Here is a 20,053-nt window from a genome sequence, read left to right on the forward strand (position 1 = left end):
GTGCGGCAATGAGGCAAGTCGTTTGGATGATTTTGAATCAGCCGGGGGCTTCGCCCTGAAAAAACCACGGAGCGGTTGGGCTCCGTGGTCTGGTAAAAACAAAACTATGCGCGGTTGCGCTTACATCGCGATCTGCGGGCGGTCAGCCTTCGGCCAGTCGATGTGGAAGAACTTGCCGCGCTTCCGGTCAACGCGCTCGTAGGTGTGCGCGCCGAAATAATCGCGCTGGCCCTGGAGCAGGTTGGCCGGGGTGCGCTCGGCGCGGTAGCCGTCGTAGTAGGCGAGCGCCGAGCTGAAGGTCGGCACGCTGATGCCGTTTTGCACGGCGAGCGCGACGACTTTGCGCCAGTTGTCCTGCGCCTTCCGGATCGTCTTGTTGAAATACGGGTCGAGGAGCAGGTTCGCGAGTTTCGGGTTCCCGCGGAACGCCTCGGTGATCTTTTGCAGGAACGCGGCGCGGATGATGCAGCCGCCGCGCCAGATTTGCGCGATCTGGCCGAAGTTGAGTTTCCAGCCATACTCTTTTTGCGCCTCGCGCATGAGCTGGAAGCCTTGCGCGTAGGAGCAGATTTTCGAGCAGTAGAGCGCGTCGTGGATGGCTTCGAGAAGGGCTTTTTTCGAGCCGGTGTATTTTTTCGCCTTCGGGCCCTTGAGGATTTTCGAGGCGGCGACACGCTCGTCCTTCACCGCGGAGAGGCAGCGCGCGAAGACGGACTCGGCGATGGTCGGCGCGGGCACGCCCATGTCGAGCGCGTTGACCGAGGTCCATTTGCCGGTGCCTTTCTGGCCCGCCGTGTCGAGGATGATGTCAACGAGGGGCTTTTTTGTGACGGGGTCCTTTTGCTTGAGGATGTCGGCGGTGATTTCAATGAGGAAGCTGTCGAGAGCGCCCTTGTTCCATTGCGAAAAGACCTCGCCCATTTCGGGGGCTTTCATGCCAAGCACGCCTTTCATGATGGCGTAGGCCTCGCAGATCATCTGCATGTCGCCGTATTCGATTCCGTTGTGGACCATTTTTACGTAATGGCCGGCGCCGTTTTCGCCGATGTAGGTGGCGCAGGGCACGCCGCCCTTGACGGGTTTGCCGGCGGTCGCGCCGAGGAGGGGCTTGCCGGTTTTTTTATCCACCTTGGCGGCGATGGCGTTCCAGATTTTTTCGAGTTCCTTGTAGGCGGCCTTGTCGCCGCCGGGCATGAGGGCGGGGCCGAAGCGCGCGCCTTCCTCGCCGCCGGAAACGCCGGAGCCGATGAAGCGCAGGCCTTTTTCCTTGAGCGCCTTTTCGCGGCGGATGGTGTCGGTCCAGAGGGCGTTGCCGCCGTCGATGACGATGTCGCCCCGGTCGAGGAGCGGCACGAGGCCGTCGATCACCGCGTCGGTGCCCTTGCCGGCTTGCACGAGGATGATCATCTTGCGCGGCCTGGCGAGGGACTTGACGAAGTCCTCGAGCGTTTTTGTGCCGACGATGCCGCCGGGCGTGGCGGGATTTTCGGCGACAAACTTGTCCACCTTTTCGGTGGTGCGGTTAAAAACCGAAATCTGGAAGCCGTGGTCGGCTATGTTGAGGGCGAGGTTTTGACCCATGACGGCGAGTCCGATGAGTCCGATGTCCGAGTATTCTTTAGGCATAAATAAAAAAGTGAACAGGTGTGCGAATGTTTATAATTTTATGGGAAAACTGAATCCTAAAATACCCCGGATTCCGTTTTTTGCCGCGGCGTTTTGTGATTTTTGGCAATTACTTTCCCGGCTGCGCGGGCGGGGGAGCGGGGGACGAGGGCTGCGGAAAAAAACGCGCCACGAAATCCACGATCGGCGTCATGAACGCCGGCTCATTTCTTTGGCGCACCCACTTGTAGCCGATCACGCCCAGAATGAACAAAACCAGCAGCAGCGTGGCGATCTGCCCGAGGCGCGCCGCTTTTTTGACCACCGTGAACAACAGAAACAGCACGCCCGCCGCGATGAGTGTTTTTACCCAAAAATCCACCGGCATTTCCATGAAGGTTTGGAAAACATGTTTGACGGTTTCGGACATGGTTTGTGCAAAATTGAAACGTGCGCGAAGTGAAAGCCCGCATACATTGCGCAAAGGGTCCGTTGAAACAAGACATTGCGAACAGAAAACCTCCGCGCCATCTTCCCGTCATGAGCACCAACCCGGCCGCCGCGCGCCGCACGCAGCACAAAAAGCCCAGCTTCCCCATCGGCGAGGAGTTGCGCCTCTACCTCAAGCGTTACCGCCGCGAACGCGAACTGCCCGTCACCTACGAGCGCCTCCGCCGCTTCACCGAGTGCGCGCCCTACACCGACCCCGAGGGCAACATGACGCTCTGGGAAACCGTCGTTTACGACCACATGGAAATGGAGTCCATCCACGAGGGGCTAAAACACATTTACGCGCTCCTGCGCACCGACGGCGACATGTCCGTCATGCAGCATCTTTACGTGGACCGCATCGACTTTTGCGCGTTCGGCAACTCCGCGCCGTTTCGCGTGCGAATCGTCAACGCCTACAACGACAACCCCGACCACTTCTACGTCAAGAAGGGCGACGCCTCGCGCGTTTACGGCCTGGAGCTCGAGCATCTCCTTTCACCCAACCGCATGCATTTCATGACCTGTGGCAACACGCTCGTCGAGGAGCACGTCGCGGGCATTCCGGGCGACATCTTTGTCGAACGCTGGCTCGACCAGCGCTCCGAAATCAAGCCCATCCGCCTCGCCAAGGAACTCGTCAAGTTCAACGAACGCTGCTTTGTGCGCCTTCTCGGCGACATGCGCAGTTATAATTTTGTCGTCGTCATCACGCCCGATTTTGAGGGCGCGCAAATCCGCATCCGCGCGATGGATTTCGACCAGCAATCCTACGAGGGCCGCATGAACCTCTACCGCCCGCAGTTCTTCAAGGAAAACCAGTCGCTCGCGCTCTACTGCATGAAGCACCTCAATGTGGCCAGCGCGCGCCAGTATCAACGCGAGGAGCAGGCGCTCATGCTCCAGCGCGCCGACACCGGAGAGGAGCGCCTCAACGCCCTGCTTAGCGCCATGTCGCAAGCCGAAATCGCGCCGCATTCGCACGTCGTCGAACTGCGCGAGGGTTTGGCCGCGCATTACGGCCGCCCGTCCTATTTGCACTGCAACACAATGGGCGAGCTCGTCATCGAAAACCTCACCTCCATCCGCCTCAATGTCGCCGCCCCCATTCCCAGCGAAACCCCGCGCAGCGACGAAGTGGAGTGATGCGGCAACGTTTGTGTTTCACATTCGCGCCGCCACGATGAAATCCCCGACTTGTTTGCCGGCGTTTTGAAGCATGATGCGGAGGCGGTTCATCATGTTGGCCCCGCGTGCGTGCGAATGGTGTTCCGGCCGCGTTACAACTAAGGGGAAATCAACAAGCATTGCCAGTCCCTTCAAGGATTCCTCAAGTGAAGATCGTTGGGAAAAGATGGAGACTATTTGGGCAAGAACTCTGACTTCATGATCACCAGTTGTCCTAGTGTGCCGCGAATACGCGTGGAAAAATCATTTACCCATTGCACAGCGTTGGGGTGTATTTTTTTACCCGATTGGTCGAGGTTTTCGGAAGCTATTATGGTCGGCACGATTTCATTTTCGCGCACCTCGTATTTCACGCGCATATAGTGTCTCCTTCGTTTATAGCCATAGGTGACGCTATCGGAATTCACATTCTCCACATACCATCCGGAGCCGCGTGGATTAAACTGGCTTTCGTATCCCCACACACGGGCGCTCAGGAGCGAGTCCACGATGCGCTCCCAGTTTTTGCCCTGATCATCTATGGGCAGTTTCTCATTCAGTGTCTGCACCAACGCCGCTGTTGCCTCTCGGGTGGTCAATCCATTAGGTATTTGCACGCGGCTCACGCTATCGGTTTTTGCCCGGCTGGAGCAGCCGAATGTAACTACGATGGCAAGAGTAAGGAGCGTTGCGAGAATGGCTTTTCGTTTCATAGAGCTATTGTATTATGATGTAATTTTATCGCACTGTGCGTGGACGGGGCGGAGTGAGTTTTGTTGCTTTTAGGATTACTTCCTTTGGCTCATCACGACTTCCAAACCAAGGGCTTTACCCCGTCGCGCTTGGCTTTGGCTCGGATTTGGCGTCCTACTTTTTTGAAAGCTCGCTCGGCACGGAGGGCGAACTCGGGCATAGGTTGCTTTTTCCCGGCGGATGGCTTGGTTGTTTTTGGTTTCATTATTTCAACAATTCAACGACCGCGTTTATGTCCGAAGATTCGGATGAGGCGAGTTGTTTTGCGGGGATGCGGGCATTGTCCCAAATCACCCAACGCGTGGCGAGGGGCGGGTAATCGGCGACAAGGTGTTCGCGACTGCGCATAAAGCGGCGGTTGATGTTTTTCGCAGGGTAAAATCAGCAAGCATCGCCCCATCGCATTTGTCCGTTGCCTTGAAACTCAATGTTGACAATCAAATCAAATACCCCACGTTTTCTGACGTGCGCTTCACATGGGACACGCAAAAGGAGCAGGACAACATCGCCTCGCACGGTGTTGACTTTTCCGAAGCGCAAAAGGCGTTTGACGACCCGCGCGCCCTTGTCGTTTTCGACGAGGCCCATGGCGGCAAAACGGAGCTGCGCTGGTGGCTTCTCGGCATGGTCGGCGCACGGGTTATGCTCGTGCGCTACACCCATCGCACGCCGGGAATCGTTCGCATCATCGGCGCGGGATACTGGCGAAAAGGAAAGGATTATTATGAAAACTACTGGAAAACGAATTCACGCTAAGCCCGCATTCGATGCGGATGGCTATCAGACCGGCATGAACACGCTGAACAACGAGGCGCTGCCCGCGCTTGATGGCGCGGCGTGGCGTCCGCTTCACGGCGGGGCGAGGCCGGGCGCGGGTCGCAAACCATCCGGACGCGAACCGATCACGCTGCGGCTGCGCCCGGTTGTGGCGCGCAAGCTGCGCGCGGCCGCGAAACGCGAAAAGGTTTCGATCTCCGACATTGCCGAGCGGTGGCTTGCGGATGTGTGAGCGGTGTTCGTTCGCATTGCGAACAAGGAGAAAAATCAACAAACATCGACCCGACGCGGCTGCATCCCATCTCAGGCTTCTAAACGAACTCTGGTAGTGTTTCCAATGAAAGCCATAACTTATAAAAATACTAAAACGAGAATACCTAATTGGGAAAATACATTGCATATTTCAAATCCGCGAGGATACGCGTATGAGACACCGACGCATTTCGTGCATTTTTATGGAAAAGACTCTGGATGGTTTGTGATTTCAATCGGATTGACCGCTATTCAGAAAAAGCAAGGAACATTGGAAAATTGGGTAAAGGATGTTTTTGGAGCTGAAAATATTGAACCGATGGATAGGGAAGTTGGCGAATCGTTGACTGGTGTCTGGCGTCCGTCATTATACTATTTTAATGACACGCTACAAGCTCTTGGCTCAACAATGGAAATGCTATCACCAAGCCAACAAGCTATAAAATTATTAATAGAAAAACTTGACGAGATATTCTACTATATTGAACCAACAGAAGATAGCATCAAAACATATAGCCATAAGACAAGAGAATTGTTAATATTGGCCTGCACTGAGGTTGAGAACTGCTGGCAAGAATATATGCGGGAGGCTGGATTAAAAAATGCACATGGGCGTGGATTTTCGACAAATGACTATGTCAATCTCAAAGACAGTTTGTTTTTGCAGGAATACCAATTCCAATTGATCACATATCCAAGATTGCCACCAATCCGGGCGTTTTATGGATGGGAGAGTCAGAAGCCGACAGAATCTTTATCTTGGTATAGCGCCTACAATAAGACAAAACACAATCGGAATAATTATTTTCGCCTAGCAACTTTAGAGAACTGCATAGCAGCAGTTATTGCATCATTGACTCTTTATTGTGTGAGATATGGGCCAAATGTATTATTTCAAAACGAGAACTTGTTTTCATCATTAATAAACCAACATTTTAGAATGAAGTTGATTAATAGTAATCCTAAAACATTTTATTTGCCTAATATCGTATTGCCTGGGAATATCAGAAATGACTTATTTGTGTTTGATCCAAGACGCGACAAATTTACGCAACCATTTAAGCAAGTTTCATTAATACTATAAATTAAAAAAGGGAATGCTTATTACGTTTCCCTATTACACTTTACGAAGCATCACACAACGGTCGCAGCGGTCTGCTCCACTTGGTTTCTGGCGTTTTGGAGCATGAAGTGGAGGCGGTTCATCATGTTGGCCTCGCTGGCGCCGCTGTCCAGGTCGAGGAAGAGGAGGCTCATGTCGGGATAGAGGTCGCGGATTCGTTTTTCTATGCCTTTTGACACGAGGTGGTTCGCTATGCAGCCGAAGGGTTGCAGGCTCACGGCGTTCATCACGCCGCGCTCGGCGAAGCCCGCAAGCTCCGCGGGGATCAGCCAGCCTTCGCCGTATTGCGAGGCGATGTTGAGCACGCGCGATGCCGACTTGGCCTGCTCGTAGGGGTTGTGCGAGGGGTGGAAATACGCGAAGGACGAGGCGGCGCGATCGAACTTTTTCTCGACGCGGCGGATGAGCGCGAAGGCCGCCGTGTCCAAAAACGGGATGCGCGGCTTGTGCTTGAGGTGCTGCTCGATGTTGGTGCGGTGATTCGGGAATTCCTGGAGGAAGAACGTGGCGACGGAGGGCACCACCGCCTCGGCGCCCTGGTCGATGAGCCATTGGACGACGTTTTTGTTTCCTATGGAATTATACTTTACGTAAATCTCGCCGACGATGCCGATGCGGGGGACGCGGCGGTCGTGGTCGCAGATGGCGTTGAAGTCGGCTGCCGCCTCGGCGAGGAGGCGGTAGAGCGCCTTGGTGTCGCGCACCGCCACGCGGGCGATGGCAGCCTGGATGTATTCGTCGCGAAGACGCGCGGCGGAGCCGGGTTCGCGTTCGCGGGGCACGGAGGCGTAATACATCTGCGAGATGCGGTCGGCGTAGAAGACCGAGCCAATGATTTCGCTAAGGTTGCCGAGGAGCTTGAGTTTGAAACCGGGCTGGGTGTTCGAGACCGCGCCGCTCGATGTGCCGAGCGAGACGACGGGGATGTTGCCGTGACCGGTGGCGATCATCGCTTTTTTGATGAGGGCGATGTAGTTTGACGCGCGGCATTGTCCGCCGGTCTGGCTAATGCCGATGGCGATTTCGTCGGGTTTGTATTTGCCGCTGTTGAGCGCGCGGACGATGTCGCCGACGACGAGCGTGGCCGGGTAGCAGACTTCGTTGTTGGCGTATTTGAGGCCGAAGTCGATCGAGGCGGCGTCGCTCGGCGGCATGACTTCGCATTTGTATCCCATGAGCCCGAGGAGCATCGGGATGAAGGGCGAATAGACTTCCGAGAAAAACGGCAGGAGGATCGTGCGATGCCGGTCGGCCTCGGTGAAGATGGGCGTGGTGAGGGGTTGGGTGGATTGGGTGGCATGGGCGACCCGCCCATGTGGATTGGGCGCGAGGGAGAGTTTGCGCGCGGTGGCGGGGGAGGCGGGGAGTTTTTCCCAGCGGTTGGGATTGGCGGGGGGGGACATGGGCGAGTCGCCCATGCCACTCGATCCGCGGTAGGCGAGGCTTTCGACGAGGGAGCGGATGCGCAGGCGCAGGGAGCCGAGGTTGCTGATGTCGTCGATTTTTAGAATGGTGTGGCTCTTGCCGTTGCGGCGGAGGATGTCACCCGCCTCGTCGATGATGAACGCGTCGGGGCCGCAGCCGAACGAGGTGAGTTGCACGAAGTGCACGTTCGAGGGCGCCTCGGCAACCCAGCGAGCGGATTTGAGGATGCGGTTGGTGTAGGCCCATTGGCGGACACTGCCGGGGCCGCCGGCGTCGGTGTCGTCGTCGAGGCGCACGAGGTCTTCCGAAATCACATCGACGCCGAAGCCGGCGATCATGTCGGCGACTTTGTGCTGGATGAGCGGGTCGGCGTGGTAGGGGCGTCCGGCGAGGAGGATGGTGACGCGGTTTTCGGCGGCGGCGCGCGCGGCGATGGCGCGGGCTTTTTCGGCGAGGGTGCGGAAGTGCTCGGTTTGCGCGGCGAGCGCGGCAGCGAAGGCGCGCTCGAAGGCGCGCGGGGCGACGCCGAGCGTTTTGGTCATGTAGTCGCGGCAGGCGCGTTCGAGGAGTTTGCGGTCGCGGAAGCTGAGCGTGGGCGCGTCGAGCGGGATGCCGTGCTTGCCCTCGGGGTTGATGGCGCTGCGGATGACGTCGGAGTAGCCGGTGACGATGGGGCAGTTGTAGGTGTTGACGGCGTTTTTGTCCTCCTGCTCCTCGTAAACGACGAAGGGCATGAGGATGCGGTCAACTTTGCGCGCGATGAGGTCGTAGATGTGCCCGTGGACGAGTTTCGCGGGGAAACAAATGTTGTCCGACATGACGGTGTGCACGCCTTTGCCGTAGAGCTCGAAGGTCGAGCGCGAGGAGAGCGTGACCTTCATTCCGGCGTGCGTGAGGAGCGCGTGCCAGAAGGGGTAGTTTTCGTAATAATTGAGCGCGCGCGGGATGCCGATGGTGATGGGATTTTCGATTTTCGATTCTCGATTTTCGATTGCTCCGGCTGCGGGTGACGGCGCGGTTCGTCCGAAGAGTTTGCTGTATTTGAAGGCGTAGATGTTTTCGCCTTTGCGGGTGTCGGCTCCGCGGTTGGTGAAGATTTTTTCGCACTTGTTGCCCGAGAAAAATGTGTTCGCGTTTGCGAAGGTGTATTTGCGGACAACACATTTGTTTTCACAACCGGGGCAGGTGGTTTCCTCGGTGGTGGAGGTGGCGGGATGGGCTAAAGAAGAGAGAAGAGTGAAGGGTGAAGGGTGAAAATCCGATCCTTTGGAATTTGGAACTTGGGGTTTGGGATTTGCACGCGAAGCGTGTATGGCGGCGCCATACGCGCCCATGAGTTCGGGCATGTCGGCGAAGGCGACGTCGCGGTCGGTGAGGTGCTCGAGCGCGCGGACGACGGCGTGGTTGCGCATGGTGCCGCCTTGGACGACGATGTGCGCGCCGAGGTCGTCCACGTTTTTTAATTTGAGAACTTTGTAGAGGCAGTTTTTGACGACGGAGTAGGCAATGCCCGCGGCGATGTCGGGCAACGTGGAGCCTTCGCGGAGCGATTGCTTGACCTTCGAGTTCATGAACACCGTGCAGCGCGTGCCGAGGTCGCAGGGATACTCGGCGGTGCAGGCGGAGGTGGCGAATTGCGCGGCGGTCTGGCCGAGGGTGTTGGCGAAACTTTCAATGAAAGAGCCGCAGCCGGAGGAGCAGGCTTCGTTGATGTCGAGGCGGACGATGGAGCCGTTTTCGATGAACGTGGCTTTCATGTCCTGACCGCCGATGTCGAGGATGAAGGTGACTTCGGGGTTGAGTTTGTGCGCGGCGAGGTAGTGCGCGATGGTTTCGACGAGGCCGCTGTCGAAATTGAACGCGGCCTTGATGAGGTCCTCGCCGTAACCGGTGACGGCGGCGCGGGCGAGGCGGAGCGCGGGGCGTCCGGCGGCGATGGCGGCGGCGTTGAGCCCGGCGAGGCCCTTGGCGACGACGGCGAGCGGATCGCCGGAGTTTTTTTCGTAGAAGGTGTGGAGGACGTTTTCGCGCGCGTCGGTGGCGACGATTTTTGTCGTCGTGGAGCCGGAGTCGATGCCGAGGTAGATTTCCCCGTTCTCGGGCAGGTCGGCGAAGTGTGCGCGCGGGAGCGCGTAGCGTTGCTTTTCGATTTTCCAGGCTTCGTGTTCGGCGGCGCTGTCGAAGAGCACGCGGAGCGGCTGGCCGTTGAGGAGCGGGCGGCCGGCGCGCGTGGTGTTGGCGAAGCGCGCGAGGAGTTCGTCGATGGTGATTGCGAGGCGCGGGGTGTCGGTCGCGAGCGCGCAACCGAGCGCGGGGATGAGCGCGGCGGCGTCGGGCACGACGCAATCGTCGTCGGTGAGACCCATGACCTTGAGGCACGCCTTGCGCAGTTCGGGGATGAACGCGAGCGGGCCGCCGCACAGGAGCGTGAGCGGCGCGATTTCGCGTCCGCGCGCGAGCGAGGTGACGAGTTGCAGCGCGACGGCGTGAAACACGGACGCGGCGATGTCGGCCTTGGAGACGTTGCGCGCGAGAAGATTTTGAATGTCGGTCTTGGCAAACACGCCGCAGCGCGAGGCGATGGGATGCAGGGCGGTTGAGTTTTTGGCGAGTTCGTTGAGCTCGGAAACCTCGCAGCCGAGGAGCGTGGCCACCTGGTCGATGAACGCGCCGGTGCCGCCGGCGCAGGAGCCGTTCATGCGGATGTCGGGCGCGCGGCCGGGCGAGAAGAAAATCATTTTCGCATCCTCGCCGCCGATGTCGACGAGCGTGCGGATGTCGGGGTAACGGCGCTGGGCAACCTCGCCCGCGGCGACGACCTCCTGGATGAACGGGATGCGGTAGGTTTCCGAGAGTCCCATGCCCGCCGAGCCGGTGACGGTGAGCGAGACAGGGGCGTTGCCGATGCGCGTGTCGCGCGCCTGCGCGAAAGCCGCGCGCAACGCGGCGGGCACGTCGGCGTTGTGGCGCCGGTAATCGGTGAAGAGGATTTCGCCCGCGGAATCGGTGATGACGATTTTAAGCGTGGTCGAGCCGACGTCGAGGCCGGCGAAAAGCGAGGGTGCTGGTTTGTCCGCGGGTGCAACTGTGTTAGCCGTGCTCATGGCTTGTGGATGCAGATGTGGTTGAGTTGGGGGGTCAGGCGGCGGCGCGGGCGGCCTTGCGTCCGGAAACCGCCGCCTTCGTTTTTGCGCGCGCGGTTTTGTTTTTTGCGGAGGAAGACGCCGGCGCGGCGGATGTGGCCGCGGCGCGTTTCATCGACGCAAACAGGGTTTGCATCATGGAAACGATGTAGGGCTTGCGCTCCATCATGAACGCGCGGAAGGCGTCGGGGTTGTTGTCGAAGAAAACCTCGTCGAGCGCGGGCTTGGCGAGGAATGGGAAAATGAGCATTCCGTAGAGGCTCGTGAAAATATGCGCGAGCGCGGCGTCGGTGTCGCCCTCGATGCAAAGCTCCTTGCCGATCTGGGCCTTGAGGCGCGAGACCTCGCCGAACTCGCCGCGCTTGTCGCGGAAGAGCTGCACGAGCACGCGCGGGTCGCGCTGGATTTCCATCACCATGAAATGCGGCAGGAGCGGGTCCTCGAGCAGGAGCGCGAGGTAGCCGTCCACGAGCAGTCCGGCTTTTTCGATGAGCGGGATGTCGAGCTCGATGAGCATGGCGACCTTGGGGATGAATTCGCCGACGGCGCCGTCGAGGATGGCGCGGAAAAGGGTGTCCTTGTTGCGGTAGTAATAGTGCAGGAGGGTGCGCGAGATTTTCGCCTCGGCGGCGATATCCTGCATGGTGGTGGCGCCGAGTCCCTTGCGGAGAAAAACGGTCTTTGCGGCGTGAAGTATGGTCTGTTCGGTCATCCGGTGCTTTTGTAAAGAGGTGGCGAAGGAGACGCATTTTGACACCTGTGTCAAACATGTTTGTCAAACAAATCTTGCAGGCAAAAAACGCGCCTTTTGGCTTACTTTTCGGGCTGATTGCCCTTGAGGACGAACCGCCACGGCTTGGCCGACCAGACGGGACCGGCGTAGTCGATGCCGATGCGCGGGGTGATGAGTATTTGTTTTTGGGATGCGCGAACCGGCGCCGGTGTGTCCTCGATCCAGAGGCCGCTGGCGGGATCGCAGGCGCAGGCGCCGTTGAGCGCGCGGTTGATTTTGAGGGCCTTGGTCAGGCGTCCGGGGCCGGTGACTCCGCCCGCGGCGCGGATGAGAATTGCGCTCGGAAAATCTTCGGGGCCGGTCACGAGATTGAGCATTTCGTGCACGCCGTAGCAGAGATAAACATACCAGACGCCGCCGGCGCGATACATGACATCGGTGCGCGCGGTGCGGCCTTTCGATGCGTGGCAGGCGAGGTCGGTTTCGCCGTGGTAGGCCTCGGTCTCGGTGATGATGGCGCGTTGAGTTTCGCCGCCGGGCAGGCGACGGGCGAGTGTTTTGCCAATGAGCCGGCGGGCCAGGGCGACAGTGTTTTTGCAACGCAATACCTCGGGAGACATCACGTTGCCTGCCCGGTTTGGTTTCGCTTTGATTGATTTGCCCATGCGCGTTCAGTCCACTGATTCAGTCACATTTTTGCGTCAACGCATCCTTTGTGTCAAAACGCGCCCGTGTTTCAACACCGACGCGATGCCCGGGCTTGGCTTCCTCGTGAAGCATGTCTTGTATTGCCCGCAAAACCGGCGCCGCGCCGCGCAATAATTTCCAATGATCATCACGCTTACCGGAAACCTCCTCGCTGAACGCACTTTCGAATTTGCCTCGTGGCAACCGGGCGGGACGCAGCGCGCCACGGCGGAGTCGTTTCAAGTCGGAGGGAAGGGCATCAATGTCTCGAAAATGCTCGCGAACCTCGGCGCGCCCACGCTCGCCGTCTGTTTTGCCGGTGGCGAAACGGGCGATGAATGCCTGCGCTGGCTGAAGGCGCGCGGCCTTCCGCATCATGCGTTTCACACGGGCGCTCCGACGCGCAGCGGCACGGTGGTGCGCGCGCCCGATCGCGCCGAGACGACTTTTCTCGGCGTCGATGTCGAGCCCGGCGAGGCTGCGTTTGCCAAATGCGCCGCGTGGCTCGACGCGCAACCGCCCTCGCCCTCGCTCGCCATTTGCGGCAGTTTTCCCGGTTTGCTCGAGCCCGCGGGCGCGCTTTTGCGCGAGGCGATTGTCCGGCGCGTTGCGCACGGCAGTGTCTTTGTCGATACCTACGGGCCGCCGCTCGCGTGGCTCGTCAATGAGCCGGTCGCGCTCGTGAAAATCAATCGCAACGAATTCGACCAGCTATGCGCCTCCGTGAAAAACCCGGAGCTGGCGCGCGCGCTTTCTCCGTCCAACCCGATGCCCGACCGCCTCGTCGCCGCATGCCGCAACTGGCCCGTTCGCGCCTGGGTGATTACCGACGGACCCGGTCCGGTCTGGCATGCCGGGACCCCGACGGATGGGAGCGCCCCCGCCCCTGTTTCGCACCAACCGCCGGCAATCCGCGAGGTCTCGGCGACCGGTTCGGGCGACGTGCTCTTTGCCGTGTTGCTGCATAATCTCAAAAACCGTCATTTTTCACTCGCAGACGCGGTTGCGAACGCCATACCTTACGCCTCGGCCAACGCCTCAACCTCAACCCTTGCAGAGATAAACGAAAAACAGGACTGAACCAACCGCCGACTTTCCGGTCTGACACAAAAACCGGGCAAACTTTAAATTCTCACCAACAACCAACACTCAACCGTTAAAAAACAGCCATGAACAAAGCCGTAATCGCAGCCGTCATCATCATCGCCCTGCTTGTCGGAGGCTACTTTGGTTACCAAAGCCATCAGACAAAAAAGGAGAAAGCACTTATGGAACAACGCATCGCGGACGAACAGGCCGCCCATGAGCGCGCCCTCGCCGAGGCCAAGAAAAACGCGGAAGCCGCCGCCGAGGCCGCCCGCCTCAGCGACCTCAAGGCCAAGCAGGAAGCCGAAGCCGCCCAGCGTGAAATCGCCCGCTTGCGCGCCGAACAGGCCGCCGCCGAGGCCGCCCGCCGCAACGCCGAGGAGCAAGTCCGCTTCGCCGCCGCCGAGCGCGCCCGCCTTGCCAAGGAAAAGGAGCAGGCCATCGGCGAAGCCCGCCGCATTGCCGAGCAACGCGAGAGGGAAGCCGCCGCCGCCGAGGCCGCCCGCAAGGCCACCCTCGAAAAACTTGCCGCCGCCGAGGCCGCCCAGCGCGCCGCCGCTGACCGCGAGGCCGCCCGTCTCGCCGCGCTTCAGACGCAGCAGGCCGTCGAGCGCGAACAGGCCCAAACCGTGGTCGCCAAGACCCGGGCCGAATACGAGGATCGCGCCGTTTACAACACCGACTACAAGCGCCGTTCGCACTACAACCTCAGCGTTGAAATGAAAAACGCCGAGACGGAAGGCCAATAACCCGCAAACGCAACCGGTGCGAAACCGGCGGGGATCCAAAAATGCCCAAAACGCCGCCGCGCGTCCCTCAAAAAGGGGCGGCGGACGGCTTTTCTGATGTTTTTGGCAAATAATCCTTGCTACCGTTTGCGCCGGGCTTCTTATTCCGACCTTTTATTTTCACATGAAAGCCATTATTAAAACGCAAGGACAGCAGTTCGCCGTGACCGAAGGCGACATCCTCGTCGTCAACCGCTATCCCAAGACAGAAGCCGGTAACACGGTTGAGATCAAAGAGGTGCTCTCCGTCGGCGAAGGCGATTCTTTCCGCGTTGGCACGCCTCTCATTGAAGGCGCAACCGTCACCGCCAAAATCCTTGAAAACAAGCGCGGCGATAAAATCGTCGTCTTCAAGAAAAAGAAACGCAAAGGCATGGAGCGCAAACAAGGCCACCGCCAGGAACTCTCCGTGATCAAAATCGAATCAATCAAAGCATAAGGAACAGTCATGGCGCACAAAAAAGGTCAGGGAACATCCTCCAACGGACGCGAGAGCCATTCGAAACGACTCGGCGTGAAGAAATTCGGCGGCGAGTCCGTTATTGCCGGAAACATCATCGTCCGGCAGCGCGGCACCAAGCTCCACGCCGGCCGCAATGTCGGCACCGGCCGCGACTGGACGCTCTTCGCCCTCAAGGACGGCAAGGTCGTTTACGACAAGCCGCACCGCAAGGTCTCCGTCGAATAAGACGTAAACGCGGAGCATCCGCGCAACACGCGCAACCCATTTCAAACGCGGCCCGAGGGCTGCGTTTTTTTATTTTGCGGGGTTGGCCCGCCCATCCTTTGCGGGCTTGCGGGCAGGGCGGTTTCGCCGTTTCGAGCGATAACGACAGTCCGCCAATTGCCGCGTTTTGTGTTTCCCGCACCCGGCACCCGCGATTCTCGGAGCGCTTGGCGAAACGGCTCGACTTCGCGACAATCCTTTTCATTCTCGGGGACAACCCCGCTTCCCCATGCAAATCCCCCCGCTTCGTCTGCTTGCGTCTAAATTGTCGCTGCTGTTGTTTGTTTTCTTGCTCGCTCCGTTTGCTCCCGGTGCCGGCGATGACGCCGCGCGCATCGAGCAACTTCGCGTCGAGATCGCGCGCCACGACGACCTTTATTACAAAGCCGCGGCGCCGGAAATTTCCGATACCGAATACGACGCGCTCAAACGCGAGCTGCGCGAACTTGAGGCCGCCAATCCCGGGCTCGCCTCCAGGCAATCGCCCACGCGCCGTGTCGCAGGCGACGGGCACGACAATTTTTTCAAACGCCGCTCGCACATCGCGCCCATGCTCAGCCTTGAAAACACCTATGATGAGAACGCCGTTCGCGCCTTCGACCGGAAAATCCGCAAGCAGCTCGCGTCCCCGCCCGCCGCGGTCGCCACGCTTCAATATGTCGTCGAACCAAAAATCGACGGCGCGGGCATCAACATCGTTTATGAAAACGGAAAACTAACCCAGGTAATCACGCGCGGCGACGGCGCGGAAGGGGACAACATCGTCGCCAATGTGCGGGCCGCCCGCGCGTTGCCCGAGCAGCTCGTTGACGACGGCAACGGTCTGCCCTCATTCATCGAAATACGCGGCGAAATCCACATGCCGCTCGCCGATTTCAACCGCATCAACGCGCAACGCGCCGCCGAGGGCCGCCCGCTTTATGCCAACGCACGCAATCTCGCCGCCGGAAGCATGAAGCTGCACGATCCCGCCGAGGTGGCGCGACGCGGTTTGCGTGTTTTTGTCTTTGGCATCGGCGCGTGCGAACCCGGCACCGAGATGCGCAAGCCCATTGCCAGCCAGGGCGAATTGCACGCGCGTTTTCGCGCGTGGGGTTTGCCCGTTATGGAAAAAACATGGGTTGCCGACTCCCCCGAAAAACTTCTCGCGGCAATTAGCGAGCTTTCCGCCATGCGTCCGCAACTCGCGTATCTGATCGACGGCGCGGTCATCAAGGTTGACAGCTTTGCGGCGCAAAACCGGCTAGGCTCGGGCGCCACCGCGCCAAATTGGGCGATCGCCTACAAATACTCGCCGCGCAGCGCCGAGACGCGCGTGCGCGCCATCACGCTCCAAGTCGGACGCACCGGCGCGATCACTCCCGTCGCGGAGCTGGAGCCCGTGATGCTCGCGGGCACAAAAATCACGCGCGCCTCGCTCCACAATCCGCGCGAAATGGTGCGCAAGGGCATCGGCGTTGGCGACATTGTGGTGATCGAGAAGGCGGGCGAAATCATCCCCGAGGTTGTGCGCGTGAAACCCGAGGCGCGCTCGCCGGAGAATCCTGTCGCGCCGTTTTCGTTTCCAAAAAATTGCCCCGAATGCGGCACGCCTCTTGTCGGTTCGGGCGACGCCGGTGATGAAATTGCGAACCGCTGTCCCAACACACAGTGCACCGGGCAGGTGAAGCGCCGCATTGCGCATTTCGCGTCCAAGCAATGCGTCAACATCAGCGGACTTGGCGAGGCGACGATTGGGAAACTTGTGGACGGCGGTCTCGTGCGCGACGCCGCCGACCTTTACGAATTGGAGGCGGCGCAAATCGCAAAAATAATCAGAAGCGAAAAAACCGCCGCGCGTTTGCACGCATCCATCGCCGCCAGCCGCCGCGCGGATTTGTGGCGCGTGATTGCCGGGCTCGGCATTCCCGACGCGGGCGCGGCAACGGCAAGGGCGCTCGTCAAAAAATACAATTCACTCGAGGCATTCATCGCGGCGGACGAGGCCTCGCTTGTTGCGATTTCCGGCGTCAATAAAAAGTCGGCCGCCAGCATCGCCGCATGGCTTGCCGACCCGGCCAACCGCGCGCTTGTCGAGCGACTCGACAAGCACGGACTCGGTTTGCGCAAACGGTAGGGCGGTTTCGCCGAAAGGTGGCGCGGACTGGCACGCCTGCCTCGGAAAAAAATTGCACGATTGACGGAAGCCAGACTTGGCAGTCCGCGCTACGTTACAGCTTGTTTGCCATCCGGTTTTTCCTACGCACTCCGGCTTGGAGCGGTGCCGGCGGCGCGAGCAATCGCATCCGCCATGAACTTTTCCTGCGCGGAAACGAGCGCGGCGTTTGGCGCGTGCGCGACTGGCGTGTAGTTTCCGTTTGAGCGCAACTCGCGCGCATTTTCGTTGTCGGCCATCTCGGTCGGGAAAAAGCGGCTGGTTATCCATTCGCGAATCGCGGGCGCGTCGATCGGATAAAGCACCTCGACGCGGCGGAAAAAGTTGCGCGGCATCCAGTCGGCGCTGCCGGCGTAGATGAGCGGCGCGGAATCGATGTCGCCGCCGTTGTTGTTCTCGAAATAAAACACGCGGGCGTGCTCGAGGAAGCGGCCCACGATGCTGCGCACGCGGATGTTTTCGCTGCGTCCGCGGATGCCGGGCACGAGGCAGCAGATGCCGCGCACGATGAGGTCGATCTTCACGCCCGCGCGCGAGGCGGTGTAGAGGTTGTCGATCGTCTCCTGGTCAACGAGCGAGTTCATCTTGGCCATGATGCGCGCGGGGCGGCCGGCGGCGGCGTTGGCCGCTTCCCGGAGAATGAGTTCCTGCATGCGCTCGTGCATTCCGAAGGGCGCGACGATCAGCCGGTCAAACGCGGGCGAGCGGCTGAAGCCGGTGAGCGTGTTGAACAGGTTGGCGGCGTCCGCGGTGATGGTTTCGCGCGCGGTGAAAAGGCTGAGGTCGGTGTAGAGGCGCGCGGTGTTCGGGTTGTAATTGCCGGTGCCGAGGTGGACGTAGCGGCGGAGCGCGTCGCCCTCGCGCCGGACGACGAGCGAGCATTTGCAATGCGTCTTGTGCCCGACCAGGCCATACACGACGTGCACGCCGGCGTCCTCGAGCTGGCGCGCCCAGTGGATGTTGTTGGCCTCGTCGAAGCGCGCCTTGAGCTCGACGAGCGCGGCGACTTGCTTGCCGTTGCGCGAGGCCTCGATGAGCGCGCGCACAATGGGCGAGTCGCCGCTGGTGCGATACAGGGTTTGCTTGATGGCGAACACCTGCGGATCGCGCGCGGCATACGAGACAAAGTCGACGACCGGCGCGAAGCTGTCATACGGATGATGCAGCATCACGTCCTGCTCGCGCAGGATTTCGAAAATGTTTTTGCTGTCGGCGTGATTGGCCCTTGTGTTTCCGGCGGCGGGGATGTCCGGGTTTGCGAGCGCGAGCGGCGAGCAATTCACCGGTGTGAAGGAGGGATACTTGAGCTCGGGCCTGTCGATGGCGGTGAGGCTCATCAGGCGGAAAAGGTTGAGCGGGCCGCGCAGGCGGAAAACGTATTCGGGCGCGATTTTCAGGTGCGAGCAAAGGGTGCGGTAGATGAAGCCGGGCGCGTGGTCCTCGATCTCAAGGCGCACGGCGGCGCCTCGCCGCAGGTTGCGGAGTTGCTCCTCGATGTGCTTGAGCAGGTTGTCCGACTCCTCGTCGTCGATGTAGAGGTCGCTGTTGCGCGTGACGCGAAAGGCGCATGTGTCGCTGATTTCGTAACCGGGGAAAAACGAGGACGCGCACAGTTTGATGATTTCGCTCAGGAAAATGTAATTCGGCGACTCATCGTCGGCGAGCGTGATGGGCACGAGCCTGGGCAGAATACGCGGCACGGGAAGGATTGCGATGCGCGGTTCGTTGTCGTCGGACTCCCCGCCGCTGGATTCCCCGGCGAGCGTGACGAGGACGTTGAGCGTCTTGTTGCCGAGCTGCGGAAATGGATGCGCCTGGTCGATGGCGAGCGGCGTGACAACGGGCAAAACCTGCTCGTAGAAATACGCCTGTATCCACGCGAGCTCGGCGGGGCGTAGGTCGCGCGCGGTTTTTATGACGATGCCGTTTTTTGCGAGCGCGGGGACGAGTTCGCGGCGCCAGCAGCGGTATTGGTCCTCGACGAGCGCGGCCACGAGCGCGTGGATGCGGCGCAACTGCTCCTTCGGCGAAAGGCCGTCGGCCGTCGGCTCGGTGATGCCGGACTCGACTTGCTGGATGAGGCCGGAGACGCGAATCTCAAAAAACTCGTCGAGGTTGGAGCTGACGATGGCGAGAAACTTCACTCGTTCGAGAAGCGGGTTTTTTGCGTTGCGCGCCTGGTCGAGCACGCGGCGGTTGAAGGCGAGCCATGAGAGCTCGCGGTTGAAATACGCGCCGCGCCGGGTCGTGCGTTTGCGCCCGGTCGATTTGCGCTTGCGGCGCTTGGACGCGGCGGCCCCCGCGGCGGACTGGCCCGTCGCGCGCGAAGAGTTTTTGCGTTGTGCGTTTGTCTGCATTCCGGCGTCTGGTGAAGTTAAGTGAACTTGAGGCGGCAGGTTAGTGATCGCGCGCGCCCAATCCACACAAAACAAACCGCGCGCGCGAATCGTGCGCTGTCGCACAGACATGCAAACACCGCAAAAGTGCGCATTGTTCATGCGCGGCAAAAAAACACCGCCGACTTGCGGTCGGCGGTGTTGAAAATCTGACGGATGAATTTAAAGATTTATCTAATTCGCCTTATTCTTTTTATCCCCCTTCGGCGCCTTGCCGCCTTTCTTTTCCTGCCTGGCGACGATCCGGTCCTTGATCGACTCGTAGGCTTCACTGGTGATGATGTTTTTGCTCTTGAGCTGGGTCTTGTTGCCGTAGGGACGGCCTGCGATGATTTTGTTCGCGGTGGCGACATCGATTCCGGGTAGCGAGGCGAGTTGTTCGGCGGAGGCGCGGTTGATGTCGATTTTGGCGGGGCCCTTGGCCTTGCCGGATTTCTTTTCGGTTTTTACGGGCGCGGCATCTTGCGCATTGACCACGACCGGCGTGGCAACCAGGGCGAATACAAAGCAGAGCGAGGCGAGTTTGATGAGGAGTTTCATGGTGGGTAATGGGTTGATTGAAGCACGGGTATTATTGCCACAGATGCTGTGCGTTTGAAAGCAAATTAAGCGCCGCCCGAAAAACGGCGCTCCATTTGCCAAAAAATGCCGCCGATGAATTGTGTGAGATATCTGCAACGCGCGCGTGTTTTTTGACAGTGTAGCGCAAAAAACTTGTTCGGTTTTGCTAAGCTTTGGGATTATATG

The 20,053-nt window shown here is 59.6% G+C and carries 17 protein-coding genes; 9 read left to right on the forward strand and 8 right to left on the reverse strand.

Going from position 1 to position 20,053, the window contains the following annotated elements; genetic code table 11:
- Positions 1-120 precede the first annotated feature (120 nt).
- Both gndA and M2447_RS07635 read right to left on the reverse strand, forming a co-directional pair.
- Positions 121-1,626, reverse strand: a complete 1,506-nt coding sequence (gene gndA / locus M2447_RS07630) for an NADP-dependent phosphogluconate dehydrogenase (protein ID WP_277558070.1) — start codon at positions 1,624-1,626, stop codon at positions 121-123.
- Between the two features lie 109 nt (positions 1,627-1,735).
- The gene (locus M2447_RS07635) at positions 1,736-2,035 is read right to left on the reverse strand and encodes a hypothetical protein (protein ID WP_277510687.1); all 300 of its coding nucleotides are present in this window, start codon (positions 2,033-2,035) and stop codon (positions 1,736-1,738) included.
- A 110-nt stretch (positions 2,036-2,145) separates the two neighbouring features.
- On the opposite strand from M2447_RS07635, the gene M2447_RS07640 reads away from it, so the two are divergent.
- Positions 2,146-3,240 (forward strand): hypothetical protein, encoded by a 1,095-nt coding sequence (locus tag M2447_RS07640; RefSeq protein ID WP_277558071.1) that lies wholly within the window; start codon positions 2,146-2,148, stop codon positions 3,238-3,240.
- A gap of 215 nt (positions 3,241-3,455) precedes the next feature.
- Here M2447_RS07640 and M2447_RS07645 read toward each other — a convergent pair whose 3' ends face one another.
- Positions 3,456-3,974, reverse strand: a complete 519-nt coding sequence (locus tag M2447_RS07645; protein ID WP_277558072.1) for a hypothetical protein — start codon at positions 3,972-3,974, stop codon at positions 3,456-3,458.
- 457 nt (positions 3,975-4,431) lie between these two features.
- On the opposite strand from M2447_RS07645, the gene M2447_RS07650 reads away from it, so the two are divergent.
- From M2447_RS07650 to M2447_RS07660, 3 genes are all read left to right on the forward strand, one after another.
- Positions 4,432-4,770, forward strand: coding sequence for a BrnT family toxin (locus M2447_RS07650; RefSeq protein WP_277558073.1), 339 nt, complete (start codon positions 4,432-4,434; stop codon positions 4,768-4,770).
- Positions 4,771-4,804: 34 nt separating this feature from the next.
- A complete protein-coding gene (locus M2447_RS07655) occupies positions 4,805-5,023 on the forward strand; it encodes a hypothetical protein (protein ID WP_277510692.1) in 219 nt (72 codons plus the stop codon).
- Positions 5,024-5,128: 105 nt separating this feature from the next.
- Positions 5,129-6,127: a hypothetical protein gene (locus M2447_RS07660; protein ID WP_277558074.1), complete on the forward strand. Its 999-nt coding sequence runs from the start codon at positions 5,129-5,131 to the stop codon at positions 6,125-6,127.
- 50 nt (positions 6,128-6,177) lie between these two features.
- Here the strand turns inward: M2447_RS07660 and M2447_RS07665 are convergent, their stop codons facing one another.
- From M2447_RS07665 to M2447_RS07675, 3 genes are all read right to left on the reverse strand, one after another.
- Positions 6,178-10,695, reverse strand: coding sequence for an acyl-CoA dehydratase activase-related protein (locus M2447_RS07665; protein WP_277558075.1), 4,518 nt, complete (start codon positions 10,693-10,695; stop codon positions 6,178-6,180).
- 34 nt (positions 10,696-10,729) lie between these two features.
- Complete coding sequence (locus tag M2447_RS07670; RefSeq protein ID WP_277558076.1) at positions 10,730-11,446, reverse strand: TetR/AcrR family transcriptional regulator; 717 nt, start codon at positions 11,444-11,446, stop codon at positions 10,730-10,732.
- Positions 11,447-11,547: 101 nt separating this feature from the next.
- Positions 11,548-12,087 carry a DNA-3-methyladenine glycosylase gene (locus tag M2447_RS07675; protein ID WP_277558077.1) on the reverse strand — a complete coding sequence of 180 codons (540 nt, stop codon included), beginning with the start codon at positions 12,085-12,087 and terminating at the stop codon, positions 11,548-11,550.
- Between the two features lie 208 nt (positions 12,088-12,295).
- On the opposite strand from M2447_RS07675, the gene M2447_RS07680 reads away from it, so the two are divergent.
- The 5 genes from M2447_RS07680 to ligA all read left to right on the forward strand — a co-directional run bounded on the left by M2447_RS07680 (position 12,296) and on the right by ligA (position 16,871).
- Positions 12,296-13,234, forward strand: a complete 939-nt coding sequence (locus M2447_RS07680; RefSeq protein WP_277558078.1) for a PfkB family carbohydrate kinase — start codon at positions 12,296-12,298, stop codon at positions 13,232-13,234.
- An 89-nt stretch (positions 13,235-13,323) separates the two neighbouring features.
- Positions 13,324-13,989 carry a chromosome partitioning protein ParA gene (locus M2447_RS07685; RefSeq protein WP_277558079.1) on the forward strand — a complete coding sequence of 222 codons (666 nt, stop codon included), beginning with the start codon at positions 13,324-13,326 and terminating at the stop codon, positions 13,987-13,989.
- Positions 13,990-14,152: 163 nt separating this feature from the next.
- On the forward strand, positions 14,153-14,467 hold the full coding sequence (gene rplU, locus M2447_RS07690) for a 50S ribosomal protein L21 (RefSeq protein WP_277510703.1): 315 nt from the start codon (positions 14,153-14,155) through the stop codon (positions 14,465-14,467).
- A gap of 9 nt (positions 14,468-14,476) precedes the next feature.
- A complete protein-coding gene (rpmA, locus tag M2447_RS07695; protein WP_108824681.1) occupies positions 14,477-14,716 on the forward strand; it encodes a 50S ribosomal protein L27 in 240 nt (79 codons plus the stop codon).
- A 328-nt stretch (positions 14,717-15,044) separates the two neighbouring features.
- The gene (ligA, locus tag M2447_RS07700) at positions 15,045-16,871 is read left to right on the forward strand and encodes an NAD-dependent DNA ligase LigA (protein WP_277558080.1); all 1,827 of its coding nucleotides are present in this window, start codon (positions 15,045-15,047) and stop codon (positions 16,869-16,871) included.
- Positions 16,872-16,993: 122 nt separating this feature from the next.
- Here ligA and ppk1 read toward each other — a convergent pair whose 3' ends face one another.
- Positions 16,994-19,267, reverse strand: coding sequence for a polyphosphate kinase 1 (gene ppk1, locus M2447_RS07705; protein ID WP_277558081.1), 2,274 nt, complete (start codon positions 19,265-19,267; stop codon positions 16,994-16,996).
- A gap of 213 nt (positions 19,268-19,480) precedes the next feature.
- Positions 19,481-19,846 (reverse strand): helix-hairpin-helix domain-containing protein, encoded by a 366-nt coding sequence (locus tag M2447_RS07710; RefSeq protein ID WP_277558083.1) that lies wholly within the window; start codon positions 19,844-19,846, stop codon positions 19,481-19,483.
- Positions 19,847-20,053 lie beyond the last annotated feature (207 nt).

Source organism: Ereboglobus sp. PH5-10, assembly GCF_029504735.1.
Classification (GTDB): Bacteria; Verrucomicrobiota; Verrucomicrobiia; order Opitutales; family Opitutaceae; genus Ereboglobus.